This is a genomic window from Pseudomonas sp. zfem005, from assembly GCF_032621735.1.
GTDB lineage: Bacteria > Pseudomonadota > Gammaproteobacteria > Pseudomonadales > Pseudomonadaceae > Metapseudomonas > Metapseudomonas solani.
Map to the genome: position 1 here is coordinate 186,796 of NZ_JAVYJE010000012.1, position 12,909 is coordinate 199,704.

12 protein-coding genes and 1 pseudogene are annotated in these 12,909 nt (G+C 66.9%); 4 read left to right on the forward strand and 9 right to left on the reverse strand.

Annotated features, from left to right (window positions below; all coding sequences use genetic code 11):
* Positions 1-18: 18 nt before the first annotated feature.
* Positions 19-249 (reverse strand): glutaredoxin domain-containing protein, encoded by a 231-nt coding sequence (locus tag RTW82_RS25805; protein ID WP_271660380.1) that lies wholly within the window; start codon positions 247-249, stop codon positions 19-21.
* 110 nt (positions 250-359) lie between these two features.
* Between RTW82_RS25805 and RTW82_RS25810 the strand changes: the two genes are divergently transcribed.
* The 3 genes from RTW82_RS25810 (at position 360) to RTW82_RS25820 (ending at position 2,633) form a co-directional block, all read left to right on the forward strand.
* Positions 360-923: a MarR family winged helix-turn-helix transcriptional regulator gene (locus RTW82_RS25810; protein ID WP_316926867.1), complete on the forward strand. Its 564-nt coding sequence runs from the start codon at positions 360-362 to the stop codon at positions 921-923.
* Between the two features lie 63 nt (positions 924-986).
* Positions 987-1,160 carry a hypothetical protein gene (locus RTW82_RS25815; protein WP_236234929.1) on the forward strand — a complete coding sequence of 58 codons (174 nt, stop codon included), beginning with the start codon at positions 987-989 and terminating at the stop codon, positions 1,158-1,160.
* Positions 1,161-1,283: 123 nt separating this feature from the next.
* Positions 1,284-2,633 (forward strand): CSLREA domain-containing protein, encoded by a 1,350-nt coding sequence (locus RTW82_RS25820; protein WP_316926868.1) that lies wholly within the window; start codon positions 1,284-1,286, stop codon positions 2,631-2,633.
* Between the two features lie 454 nt (positions 2,634-3,087).
* On the opposite strand, the pseudogene RTW82_RS25825 reads toward RTW82_RS25820, so the two are convergent.
* From RTW82_RS25825 to RTW82_RS25845, 5 genes and pseudogenes are all read right to left on the reverse strand, one after another.
* Positions 3,088-3,704, reverse strand: a pseudogene (locus RTW82_RS25825) (aminoglycoside phosphotransferase family protein).
* Positions 3,705-3,727: 23 nt separating this feature from the next.
* Positions 3,728-4,066: an FKBP-type peptidyl-prolyl cis-trans isomerase gene (locus tag RTW82_RS25830; RefSeq protein ID WP_111264020.1), complete on the reverse strand. Its 339-nt coding sequence runs from the start codon at positions 4,064-4,066 to the stop codon at positions 3,728-3,730.
* A 66-nt stretch (positions 4,067-4,132) separates the two neighbouring features.
* Positions 4,133-4,855, reverse strand: coding sequence for a hypothetical protein (locus RTW82_RS25835; protein WP_316926869.1), 723 nt, complete (start codon positions 4,853-4,855; stop codon positions 4,133-4,135).
* Between the two features lie 105 nt (positions 4,856-4,960).
* On the reverse strand, positions 4,961-6,088 hold the full coding sequence (locus RTW82_RS25840; protein WP_316926870.1) for a PilT/PilU family type 4a pilus ATPase: 1,128 nt from the start codon (positions 6,086-6,088) through the stop codon (positions 4,961-4,963).
* 232 nt (positions 6,089-6,320) lie between these two features.
* Positions 6,321-6,602, reverse strand: coding sequence for a peptidylprolyl isomerase (locus RTW82_RS25845; protein WP_111264017.1), 282 nt, complete (start codon positions 6,600-6,602; stop codon positions 6,321-6,323).
* A gap of 624 nt (positions 6,603-7,226) precedes the next feature.
* Here RTW82_RS25845 and RTW82_RS25850 point away from each other — a divergent pair.
* On the forward strand, positions 7,227-7,814 hold the full coding sequence (locus tag RTW82_RS25850; RefSeq protein ID WP_316926871.1) for a DUF4157 domain-containing protein: 588 nt from the start codon (positions 7,227-7,229) through the stop codon (positions 7,812-7,814).
* Between the two features lie 6 nt (positions 7,815-7,820).
* Here the strand turns inward: RTW82_RS25850 and RTW82_RS25855 are convergent, their stop codons facing one another.
* The 3 genes from RTW82_RS25855 to RTW82_RS25865 are packed head-to-tail and all read right to left on the reverse strand — an operon-like array spanning position 7,821 to position 12,724.
* Positions 7,821-9,176 carry an HlyD family type I secretion periplasmic adaptor subunit gene (locus RTW82_RS25855; RefSeq protein WP_316926872.1) on the reverse strand — a complete coding sequence of 452 codons (1,356 nt, stop codon included), beginning with the start codon at positions 9,174-9,176 and terminating at the stop codon, positions 7,821-7,823.
* 9 nt (positions 9,177-9,185) lie between these two features.
* Positions 9,186-11,345 (reverse strand): type I secretion system permease/ATPase, encoded by a 2,160-nt coding sequence (locus tag RTW82_RS25860; RefSeq protein WP_316926873.1) that lies wholly within the window; start codon positions 11,343-11,345, stop codon positions 9,186-9,188.
* 23 nt (positions 11,346-11,368) lie between these two features.
* On the reverse strand, positions 11,369-12,724 hold the full coding sequence (locus RTW82_RS25865) for a TolC family outer membrane protein (RefSeq protein ID WP_263403270.1): 1,356 nt from the start codon (positions 12,722-12,724) through the stop codon (positions 11,369-11,371).
* Positions 12,725-12,909 lie beyond the last annotated feature (185 nt).

Genomic DNA, 12,909 nt, shown 5'->3' on the forward strand with positions numbered 1-12,909 from the left:
CCGCGACCCGCCGGCGGGTTACTTGAGGTCGGCGATGGCGGCGCCGAAGTTCAGGTGCAGCACCTGGCCGTCCACCACCAGGGCGGGGACCGACTTCACGCCGACGCTTTCCGCCTCGGCGACACGGGCCGGCACATCGCCGAGGTGGACGATCTCGACCTTCACCTTCGGGTCGAGCAGGCCGATGAGGGTGCGTTCGGCTTCGACGCAGACGGGGCAACCAGCGTGGTAGTAGCGAGCTTGGGTCATGGCGTTTCTCCGGTAGTTGGTATCGGATCGATACCTCTCGAGAGCGAGGCTACGACCAATGAGGTTTTGTCGATATAGTTTTTATTCGATACTATCTATCGACGAAGTCAATGGAGGGAAATGCCGTGCTGTTCGACCTGCTGGAACGCCTCTCCAGCCTCACCCGCGTCTGGTTCCGCCAGCATCCGCTGCTGGCCGAGCTGCAGCCCATCCAGTTCAGCGCCTTGCTCTACCTGGCCCGCTGCAACCGCTATTCCGACACGCCCCTGGCGGTGACCGACTACCTGGGGCTGACCAAGGGCACTGTGTCCCAGTCGCTCAAGGCCCTCGAAGCCAAGGGGCTGCTGGTCAAGCGGCCGGACCAGCAGGACCGCCGCAGCGTGCACCTGGAGCTGACCGCGCCGGCCCGCGAGCTGCTGGAGGCGGTGCTGCCGCCGGACTTCCTCGCCGCCGCCACGGCGCGCATGGGCCCCGCCACCGGGGATCTGGAAGCACTGCTGGGTGACCTGCTGCGTAATGTGCAGCGCAGCGTCGACGTGCCCTCGTTCGGCCTGTGCCGCACCTGCCGCTTCCACCGCACGGTGGACGGCCTGCCCTTCTGCGGGCTGACCGAGGAGCCCCTGGCCGCCGGCGACGAGGCGCTGATCTGCCGCGAGCATCAGGAGCCCGCCTAGCGGCGTGGTTGAACCCCGGGCGCAGCGGTGGACTCCACCCTCTGTGAGCCCGAGGAGAGCGCCATGAACCCCACGCCCATCGAAGCCGGCCGTCGTCCGGCCCGCCGCCCACCCGAACCCCTGCCCGACGGTGGCAGCGCCCGTGACCCGGAGCCCGATCCCTTCCTCAAGGACCCGGAGCGACCAGTGGGCGAAATCCATCGGAACCAAGGTCGAAAACGCCCGGTCCATCACTAGCCGCGTAACGAGGCGTTGCGCGGCTGGAGCGGAAGCCGCGTCGTGTCCGCGCCCCAAGGAATCGACAGGGCAGGGCCGCCGTGCGTCCCGTGGACGCCCTGTCCTCGACACGCAGGACAGCTCATGCACAAGCCGCTCATCTCCCCCCTCGCCACCGCCACCCTCGTCGCCCTGGTACTGGGCAGCCAGGCTGCCCACGCCGCCGACTTCATCGTCAACCAGACCGAAGACAGCTATGACGGCGTCTGCGATGCCCACTGCTCGCTGCGCGACGCCATCTCCGCCGCCAACGCCGCACCGGGCCCGGACCGCATCGTCCTGCAGGCGCAGACCTACCGCCTGAGCCTGCCGGCCGGCCGCGACGAGGAGGGCGACGTCGTCGACGAAGACGACAACCTCAATGGCGACCTCGACATCCATGACGCCCTGGAAATCATCGGCCAGGGCCCGGCCGCCACCGTGATCAGCGGCACCCCCCAGGCCAACGACCGCCTGCTGGAAGTGTTCGACGGCGCCCGCGTGGTGCTGGAGCGCCTGCGCCTCACCGGCGGCCACAGTTCCACCTACGGTGGCGCCCTGGAGAACCATGGCGAGGTGGTGTTGCGCCAGGTGGAGGTGAGCCGCAACAGCTCCACCGGTGCCTTCAGCCCCGGCAATGGCGGCGGCATCGCCAACGACGGGCGCCTGGCCGTGCACCGCTCGGTCATCGCCAACAACCGCGCCGGGGCCGGAGAGGGCCACTTCGGCCTGGGTGGCGGCATCTACAACACCGGCGAGCTGCTGCTGCGCGACAGCAGCGTGCAGGGCAACTCCGCCAGCGACGACGATGACGCCGGCTACGGCGGCGGCCTCTACAACCGTGGCACGGCCGACGTGGCGCGGACCACCTTCAGCGGCAACGGGTCCAGTTTCGGCTCGGCCATCGGCAACGACGGCAAGCTGACCCTCGCCAACTCGACCCTCAGCGGCAACACCCAGTACTACCGGGCCCAGGCCACCCTGAACAACGGCCAGCCCTGGATCAGCGCCACACCGGAAGCGCTGCTGGTCAACGTCACCATCGCCAACAACAGCGGTGGCTACGGGTTGATCAACACAGGCTCGGTGACCCTGCGCAACAGCATCATCGCCGGCAACCTCGACGAGGGCATGGAAACGCCGATGAACTGCGACAACCAGGGCGCCCAGGCGCAATACAGGGCCATCGGCCTGTTGCTGGGAACCGGGCCCGGCAACTGCACCGGCGACCTGTACGTGGAACAGACCGACGTCTTCACCAAGGTGCTCTACCCCCTGGCGGACAACAACGGCCTGACCCAGACCCACGCCCTGCGCCCGCGCAGCCCGGCGGTGGACGCCGGCATCGGCAGCTGCACCGCCCACGACCAGCGCGGCTCCAAGCGCCCCCGTGACGGCGATGGCGACGGCGTCGCCCGCTGCGACTTGGGTTCGTACGAGCGGCCGAAACCGTAGGTTGGCGAAGCGTGCCGGTGCGTGGATGACGCTCTTTTCATCCACCAGGCGGAGCGGGTGATGGCGCTGGACCGAAGCCCGGGCCGCGCTGCGCCTTTCGCGAATGAATTCGCTCCTACAGCCCTCGATGCACACCGGATGCACCGTCCCTGTAGGGGCGACTTCAGTCGCCAAGCAGCCGCAGGGCTGCTCATCTCCGACGCAGGGGCTCGCCTGAAGCACCGTGCTACAGCGCACGGTGCATGCCGGGGTGTAGGGTGGATGACGCTCTTCTCATCCACCAGGCGGAGCGGGTGATGGCGCTGGACCGACGCCTGGGCCGCGGTGCACTTTTCGCGAATGAATTCGCTCCTACAGCCCTCGATGCACCGAACACGCCGGATGCACCGTCCCTGTAGGGGCGACTTCAGTCGCCAAGCAGCCCGTAGGGCTGCCCATCTCCGGCACAGAAACGCTACTGCGTCGCCAGCGCCTCCATCGCCAACGCTCCCACCGCCAGGTCGATATCGGCATCTGGGTCATTGTCGTCGAGGAACCAGGCGGCGGAGAGGCCGCACCAGGCCACCAGCCATTGCAGCAGGCGCTGGCGTTCCAGGCCGGATTCGCGGCAGACGATGGCCAGGCGCCGCTGGAAGCGGGCCGGGTCGGTGCCCACCGGGCGGCTGGGGTCGCAGAGGTCGGGGTTGGCGAAGATCACTGCATAGTCCAGCGCGCGGTCGCCCACCAGGCCCTTGGGGTCGATGGCCAGCCAGCCGCGCGGGCCGAAGTCGAGGAGGTTGCCGTGGTGCAGGTCGCCGTGCAGCAGCCGCCGCGCTCCAGCAGCAGGCCATCGCCGTCGAACTCCAGCACCCTCGCCGAGCCTGCACCCTTCCAGGCCCGCATCACCTGGGCGCCGAGGCGTTCGTCCTCGTTCTGGCTGACCTTGAGCATCGCGGCCTGCCCATCCTGGCGCACCGGCAGCAGCGCGCCGCTGGGGGTGAGCAGCGCGTCGCCGTCCGGCGTCAGCCGCCAGCGTTGCAGGTAGGGGGCGAAAAGGGCTTCGGCCTCGGCAAGGTAGGGGGCGGGGGGCATGGCGTGGTCTCGTGAGGGTGGGGTCAATCGTCCCGGGTCAGCACTTCCAGTAGCTCGATCTCGAACAGCAGGTTCGAGTTCGGCGGGATCCTGCCCACCTGGCGTTCGCCGTAGGCCAGGTGCGCGGGGACCTGCAGCTTGCGTTTACCGCCCACCTGCATGCCCATCAGGCCCTGGTCCCAGCCCTTGATCACCCGGCCGGTGCCGATGACGCATTGGAAGGGGCGGCCTTTCTCGATGGAGGAGTCGAACAGGGTGCCGTCCTCCAGCCAGCCGTTGTAGTGGGTGGTGATCAGTGCACCCTTGACCACGGCCTTGCCGTCGCCCGGATGGATGTCCTCGATCTTCAGTTCGTCGCTCATGGCTGCTCGCTCGCCGTTGGGGTGCCGCGTTTTCGCAGGAAGCGCCGTGCTTGGCAAGGGGCTGTTTCAGGGGGCGGCGCCTTTGCCGATGCGTTGTATGGCCTGGTCGATCCGCTCCAGTGTGTCGGCGCTCACCGCATGGCTGCACATCAGGTGGCGCGGGCGACCCGGGGGCATGTCGGGGAATTCCAGTCGGACGAGTTCCTGCAGGGCGTAGCCGGGCTGGCCTGCGGCCCAGCGGAAGTCGTAGGGGTCGGTGAGGGTGTAGTCGAAGCGGTTGGAGGCCAGCAGGCGCAGTTGGTCGATAGGCGGCTGGTTGCTGGGCACCACGGCCTTGCCCATGCCGGCGATCCGTCGGTCCAGTTCCTCGCCATAGGAAAAGCCTTCGGACACGCCCAGGCGCAGCTGCGGGTCCGCCATCAGTTGGCGCAGGCTCTTGAAGCCGCCGAGCCGGGGCAGGGCGGTGCGGCTGGTGACCACGACCAGGCTCAGGGGCGGGCGGATGGGCAGGCTGAAGTGGGCGAAGCGCGCACGTTCCGCAGGGCGTATCCAGCCAACCGAGCAATGGGCGCGGTTCTCGTTCTGTATCTGCCAGAGGATGCGCTTGGCCGGCAGGGTTACCAGTTCCACCTCCAGGCCTGCACTGGCGAACAGGTGCCGGATTTCTTCGCGACTGCCGTCGTTCTTCTGGAACAGCGTGGAGTCGTCGATGAAGCTGACCCGGAGCGACGGCAGGGATGGCTCAGCGCCGCCGAAGCCGGATTGGAACAGGAGCAGCAGGGCGGCCACGGCTGGAAGGCGTCGACGGATGGCGATTTCAAAGTCTCCATATGGGGGCTTTGGGCGGAGACCGGGCGGGTCAACGGATGAGCTGAGTGTAGTAAAGCGCGGCCATCAATGGTCGCGCAGCACCTTGCGCTCGCTGTCCTGGGGGTCGAAGCCGCGTTCGAGCTTGATCTTCAGCGACAGGTCGGTGCGCGAGTCGGCGAACTTCAGCGCTTCGGAGAGGCTGATGCGCCCGGCTTCCACCAGCTTGAACAGGCTCTGGTCGAAGCTGCAGGAGCCGCTTTCCAGGGCGTTCTCGATGGCGCCCTTCAGCTCGTGCAGCTCGTCGCGCAGGATCAGGTCACGCACATGGGGTGTGCCCAGCATCAGCTCCACGGCCGCCACGCGCTTGTGGTCGATAGCCGGCACCAGGCGCTGGCCGACCATGGCCAGGAGGTTCTGCGAGAGGTCGCCGAGCACCTGGCGCCGCGCCTCGTCGGGGAAGAAGCGGGTGATGCGTTCCACCGCGTGGCGGGCGCTGGTGCCGTGCAGGGTGGCCACGCACAGGTGACCGGTCTCGGCGTAGTGCAGGGCGTGCTGCATGGTTTCGGCGTCGCGCACCTCGCCGAGCATGATCACGTCCGGCGCCTCGCGCAGCACGTTGCGCAGGGCGGCGGAGAAGCTGTGGGTGTCCAGGCCCACCTCGCGCTGGTCGATGATCGAGCGGCGGTGGCTGTGGAGGAATTCGATGGGATCTTCGATGCAGACGATATGGCCGCTGCGTTGGGCGTTGCGGTGGTCGAGCATTGCCGCCAGCGTGGTGGACTTGCCGGAGCCGGCGGCGCCCACCACCAGGATCAGGCCGCGATCCTGCAGGGCGAGCTTCTCCAGCAGTGGCGGCAGGCCGAGGCTTTCCAGGCTGGGGATGGTGGTCTTGATCAGGCGCACCACCATCGAGACCTCACCGCGCTGCAGATAGAGGTTGAGGCGGAAGCGGCCGCTGCCCGGCAGGCTGATGGCCAGGTTGAGTTCCAGCTCGCGGTCGAATTCTTCCTGCTGGCGCGGGGTGATCAGCTGCGCGGCCAGTTGGCGCACTTCGCCGGCCTGCAGCACACGCTCGCCCACGGGGCGCGCGTGGCCCTCGATCTTGATGTGCGGCGGTGCGCCGACGCTGAAGAACATGTCCGAGCCGGCGTGCTGGTGCAGCAGCTCCAGGTAGGGGAAGACGCTGGGCGTCGTCTCGTTCGGGTCGCTCATCCTGCCTCCTTTCATCGAGGGGCAAGCCTAGCAGTGGTTCCGGCCAGGAGGCTATTAGGGGAAATTGCCGCAGGTTCGCGACCTGGTCGGGGGCAATCCTGCCATGTGGCCGTGAAGTGGGGTGTAGCGGAGGCGTAACGGGGAAGGGAAGGGAAGGGAAGGGAAGGGAAGGGAAGGGAAGGGAAGGGAAGGGAAGGGAAGGGCGCCGCGATGACGACGCCCTGGCCGGGAATCAATCCTGGCGGCTGGTGACTTCCACCAGGTGGTAGCCGAACTGGGTCTTCACCGGGCCTTGCACGACGTTGACCGGGGCGCTGAAGACCACGGTGTCGAACTCGCGAACCATCTGGCCGGGGCCGAAGGAACCGAGGTTGCCGCCGTCACGGCTGGACGGGCAGGTGGAGTTGTCCTTGGCGACCTGGGCGAAGTCGGCGCCCCCTTCGATGGCGGCTTTCAGTTCGTTGCACTTGGCTTCGCTGGAAACCAGGATGTGGCGGGCGGTTGCGCGGGGCATGGCAGGACTCCTCTTGAAGAAAGCGCAGAGCCTACCGGAATCGAATGAGCCGTCAACGGCCGGTGGCGTGGGTGGTATGGCGCAGGGATGTAGGTCGGGTGAAACCCGGCAGGACGGACAGTAGATGTGGCCTGGGTGTGGGAGCGGTTTCAACCGCGAAGGGCATTGAGCCGCGGCCGATCGCGAGTAAACATCCATGTTCTTAGAACGTGGCTTTGCTTTTGGCTCCTAGAAGGGGGCGCAATCAGACCTCGGAACATGCAGCCGCCACTCACTTCGGACGTAGGGTGTGCTGCGCGCACCTGGGCGTCACATGCAGCACCTTGCGGCGGTGCGCACGGCACACCCTACGGCATGCGTTCATCCTGCTGGGTTCTCAATTCAAATCGTCACAGGCAGAGCCGATGACTCATGACCACGCCCTAAGGACGTGCTTTCCCACGTTCAAATGATTCCTACGATGGGGCGGCGCTGCGCGCCGCTTGGCGACTGAAGTCGCCCTTACAGGTCGGCCCCAACAGGTCGCCCCAAATACTGCGCCTGCGGTGACGAATAACGCCGTTTGCCATTGTCTGAATAGCGCCTATCCACCACCATCGCCGCCTTGTCTTTCGAGAACCCTCCATGCCCCGCGCCTTGCCCGTTTCCCTGTTGCTGGCCCTGTTCGTAACCGCTGCCCCGCACCTGGCGTTCGCCTGTGCGGAGGGGGAGACCGAGGTGTGCCTCGGCGGTTGCATCTGCGTGCCCGACCCCAATGGCGTGCTGGCGCCTTATCAGGAGCAGGCCGGCGCGGTGGCGGCGTCGGCGCTGGAGGGCTGGCTGCTGCGTTCGCGGGAGTCGGCGGCGCGGCAGGGCACCTTGCCGATCCCGGCGGAGATACGCCAGCGCCTGCTGCCCTGGTACCCGGCCGAGCTGCTGGATGCGGTGCGCTACAAGGTGGGCGACAGCGACGAGATGAACGCCGCGCGCACCATGCTGCAGAACCCCGATATCAAGGCGGTGACCCTGGTGGACATCATCGTCTTCCGCACCGAGGACGCGGCCTTGCACGACGTGGCGCTGTGGGCCCACGAGCTGTTCCACGTGCAGCAGTACCGGGACTGGGGCAGCGCCGGTTTCGCCCAGCGCTACAGCCGCGATTTCAATGCGGTGGAAGCGCCGGCCTATTCCCGGCAGCTGGAGGTGAGCCGCGCCCTGCGGCGCGGCGAGTGAGGCGGATCAACGCTCGCGCATGGCTTCCGAGCGGGCCTTGAGCACCGGCTTGAGCAGGTAGTCGAGCACGCTCTTCTCGCCGGTGATGATGTCCACCGTGGCGATCATCCCGGGGATGATCAGCAGCGGGTGGTCGTCCTTGCCCAGGTGGCTTTTGTCGGTGCGCACCTGGATCAGGTAGAAGCTGTTGCCCTTGTCGTCGGTGATGGTGTCGGCACCGATCAGTTCCAGCTTGGCCTTGAGGCCGCCGTAGATGGTGTAGTCATAGGCGCTGAACTTGACCATCGCCTTCTGCCCCGGGTGGAGGAAGGCCACGTCCTGCGGGCGGATGCGCGCCTCGATCAGCAGGTTGTCCTCCAGGGGTACCACTTCCACCATGTCGTTGCCGGGCTGCACCACGCCGCCGATGGTGTTGACCTTCAGCTGCTTGATCACGCCGTTGACCGGGGAGACCACGGTGGTGCGGGTGACGCGGTCGTCGATGGCCTTGCCGGTGGAGGTGATCTTCTGCAGCTCGGTGCGGGCTTCGTTGAGCTCCTTGAAGGCATCGGACTGGAACGACAGCTTGCTTTCTTCCATCTTCCGCTCGATTTCCTTCACCGCCGCCTCGGCCCGGGGGATGGCCAGGTTGGTGCCGTTGAGCTCGCCGCGCATTTCCACCGCGCTGCGGCGCAGGCGCAGGATTTCCACCTCGGAGATGGCGCCGGTGCCCACCAGCGGCTGGGACATGTTCAGTTCCTGCTGCAGCAGCCCCAGGCTGGAGGCGTACTGCTGCGACTTGGAGCGGAATTCGGCCAGTTCCTGCTGCTTCTGGCGCAGCTGTTCCTGGAGGATGTGCTGCTCGCTGTCCAGGCGCTGCAGGCGCTTGCGGTACAGCGCCAGCTCGTCCTCGGCCAGTTGCGGCGAGGCCTTGGCGATGTCCGCCGGCACCGTGAAGGGGCGGTCCTCGGCTTCGGCGGAGAGCCGCTGCACGCGGGCCATGAGTGCCAGGCGGTCGGCTTCGGTCTCGCCCTTGTTGGAGAGGAAACGGGTGTCGTCGAGGCGCAGCAGCACATCGCCCTTGCTAACCACCTGGCCTTCGCGCACGAAGATTTCCGAGACGATGCCGCCTTCCAGGTTCTGGATCACCTGGATCTTGCTGGAGGGGATGGCCTTGCCTTCACCGGTGGTGACCTCCTCCAGCACGGCGAATTTGGCCCAGACCAGGGCGACGATCAGCAGCGTGCAGGCCACCCAGACGGTGATGCGGGTGCCGGTGGGGGAGTCCTCCAGTGCCGCGCCGTCCACCTCGGGCATGAACTCGGTGTCGGGCTTGCTGCCCATGCCGCCGAAGTAGTCGCGGACCGAACGGGTGTTTTCCATGATCCGCTCCTAGACGGCCGCCGGGCCGACGCGGCCCTTGCGCAAGGCTTCGATCACCGCGTCCTTCGGACCGTCGGCGACTATGTGGCCGCCATCGAGCACCACCAGGCGTTCCACCAGGCTGAGCATGGAGGCGCGGTGGGTGATGAGCAGCACGGTCTTGCCCTGGGCCCAGCCATGCAGGCGGTTGCGCAAGATGTCTTCGCTGGTGTTGTCCATGGCGCTGGTGGGTTCGTCCAGCAGCAGGATGGGTGGGTCCAGCAACAGCGCGCGGGCCAGCAGCACCGCCTGGCGCTGGCCGCCGGAGAGCAGCTGGCCACGCTCGCCCACCGGGCGGTCGAAGCCTTGCGGGTGCTGGCGGGCCAGTTCGGTGACGCCGGTCAGCTCGGCCACTTCCAGCATCCGCGCGTCGTTCACGTAGCGCGCGCCGAGGGTCAGGTTGTCGCGCAGGCTGCCGGAGATCAGCGGCATGTCGTGGGTGACGAAGCCGATCTGGTGGCGCAGGTCGGCGACGTCCAGTTGGCGCAGGTCGATGCCGTCCAGCAGCAGCTGGCCCTGCTCGGGGCTGTAGAAGTTCATCACCAGGCGCGCCAGGGTGCTCTTGCCCGAGCCGCTGCGGCCGATGATGCCGACCCGCTCGCCGGCGTTCAGCCGCAGGCTGACGTTGGCCAGCGCGGGCGCGGCCTGGTCGGGGTAGCTGAAGCTCACCCCGCGCACGTCGATGGCGCCCTTGATGTGGGTGCGCTCCAGCGGTTGCTGCTTGTTCTCCCGTTCCTGCGGCAGGCCCATGAGCGAGTCGGTGCTCTTCATGGTCAGCTGCGCCTGCTGGTAGCGGGTGATCAGCCCGGCGATCTGCCCCAGCGGCGCCAGCACCCGGCTGTTGAGCATGTAGCTGGCCACCAGGGCGCCGACGCTGAGGTTGCCGGCGATGATGCTGTAGACCCCGGCGATGATCATCGCCAGGCCGGCGAACTGCTGCAGAAACATGGTGCCGTTGGTGACCACGGCGGAGAGGAAGCGCGCGTGGCTGTCCAGGCGGGTGAGGGCGCCGTGGGTACGTTCCCAGCGGTGCTGGCGCTCGCTCTCGGCGCTGCAGGCCTTGAGGGTTTCCAGGCCCGAGAGGGTTTCGATCAGCAGTGCCTGGCGTTCCGCGCCCAGGGCCAGGCTGCGCTGCACGGTGTCGCGCAGGCGGGTCTGGATGATCCAGGCGAAGATCGCGGTAAGGGGGAAGGCGAACACCGGGATCACCACCAGCCAGCCGCCGAGCAGGCCGATCACCAGCAGCATGAGGATGGAGAAGGGCAGGTCGATGAGGCTGGTCAGGGTCACCGCGGTGAGGAATTCCCGCAGGCCCTGGAAGTCGTGGATGCTCTGGGCGAAGCCGCCGATGGTGGTGGGCCGCGCCTTCATCGACATGCCGGTGATGCGCTCGAACAGCGTGGCCGAGAGCACCACGTCGGTCTTCTTGCCGGCGGTGTCCAGCAGGTGCGCGCGCAGCACCCGCAGCAGCAGGTCGAAGCCGGTGCCGATGAGCAGGCCGATGGTCAGCACCCAGAGGGTGGAGGTGGCCTGGTTGGGCACCACGCGGTCGTAGGTCTGCATGACGAACAGCGGTACCAGCATGCCCAGCAGGTTGATCAGCAGGCTGGCCAGTACCGCATCGGTGTAGAGCCAGCGCGACAGCCGCAAGGTGTCGCGGAACCAGGATTTGACCCGGGGCACCAGGGGCGCGCGGGTCTCTTCCAGTTCATGGCGGGGGCGGGCGAAGAGGGCTTCGCCGCTGTACGCGGCGGCCAGCAGCTCGGGGTCGATCCACTGCTGGCCACCGTCGGACTCGCAGGGCAGGATCAGCGCGCGGCCGTCCTTGCCCCACTGGTTGAGCACCGCGCTGCGGCCGTCTTTCAACAGCAGCAGCACCGGCAGGTTGAGCGGTGAGATGGCCCCCAGCTCCCGGCGCAACAGGCGCCCTTGCAGGCCGACCCGTGCAGCGGCACGGGCCAGCAGGTCGGGTGTCAGTCGCTGGTTCGCCAGCGGCAGGCCGGCGGTGAGGCTGCCCCGGCTGGCGGGGCACTCATGCAGCCTGCACAGGATCAGCAAGCCGTCCAGCAACGGGTCGTCGTGGCTCTGCCGAGGGTCGACGGTGGCACCCGCCATTTCCATGGTGGTCATCTACTGCTACTCCCGAACCGCGGTTACTTCATTTCCGGCAGACGGGCTTCGCTCTTCACTTCAGAAGCGGCGATGGCCTCAGCCGGGACGACGACGTTCTGCCGGCGCAGCAGATCGCCCATGGCGGAGATCACGCGGAACATGGCGAACTCTTCGGTGTAGCGCACCTCGACGTAGCGCCGGTTGGCGGTGAAGAGTTCGTTGTCACTGTCGAGCAGGTCGAGCAGGGTGCGTTGGCCGAGGCCGAACTGCTGCTGGTACGCCTCGCGCACGCGCTGGGTGTAGTCGGCATAGTCACGCGCCTTGGGGGTTTGCTGGCGGGCGTTTTCCATGGCGTTCCAGGCCAGCGAGAGGTTCTCGTTGAGCACCCGCAGGGCGTTGTTGCGGATGTCCATGGACTGGTTGATCGAGTGCGCCGCCGCTTGCAGGCGGGCCTTGTCGCGCATGCCGTTGAACAGGTTGTAGTTCATCACCACGGCGGCTCGCCAGGTGTTGTAGTGGCCTTCATCGCCTTGCACGTTGTCGTCGGCGGTGGTGGCCAGCTCGGCGTCGAAGCGCGGGTAGAACGGCGACTTGGCCGACTCGTATTGCTTCTCCGCCGCCTGCACGTCGGCCTGGGCCGATTTCAGGAAGGGGTTGTTGTCCATCATGGTCTGGCGGGCGGCGAGCAGGTCCGCCGGCATTTCGCCGCGGATGGTCGCCGGGGTTTCCAGCTCGTCGGCCGGACGACCGACAGCGCTCAGGAAGTTGGCCTCGGCGTCGGCCAGGTTCACTTCCTCGGTGTAGAGGTTGTTCTCGGCCAGGGCCAGACGGGCGGCGGACTGGTCGGAGTCGGCCATGCTGCCGACGCCGCGCTGGCTGCGCAGGTTGATCTGGTCGCCCACGCGCTGGTGCGACTGCAGGTTGTTGCGGGCCAGGGCCACCATTTCACGACGCTTGAGCACTTCGAGGTACACCTCGATGGTGCGCAGCGCCAGGCTCTCGGATGTGCCCAGGGTGTAGTAGGCGCGGGAGTTGATCACCGCCTCGGTACGGCCCACCTCGTTAGGGGTGTTGAAGCCGTCGAAGAGCATTTGCCGCAGGCGCAACTCGGCGTTGCGGTAGTTCATCGTCTCCGTGTTGTGATCGCCCAGCGCGCGCGTGCTCGGACTATCGGTGTTTTCACGGCCCACGCCGGCTATCAGATCGACGGTCGGTAGATAGCCGCCCTTGGCGACCTTCTTCTCCTCGTCGGCGACGAGCCGTGCGTTGGCTGCTGCCCGGATCTCCGGGTGGTTGTCGAGAGTGCTCTGGATGGCCTCGGTGAGGTTCATCGCCTGGACCTGGGCGCTGGCGAGTGCCAACAGCATGCTGCTCCAGAGTGGGGTCATTGCTCGCATGAGAGGGTGTCTCCTTGTTCGATGCTCTTTTTACGGATCGCCATTTTTTTGGCGAAATCGCCTGTTCAACCGTTTCAGGCTTGTAACATCAGAGCTAAGAACATCTTTTGGAGAACCTAAGAAATTTTTTTCACATGGTTTATGCCGAAAAAATCTTATGCACTCCTCCGAATCGAGCACATCTT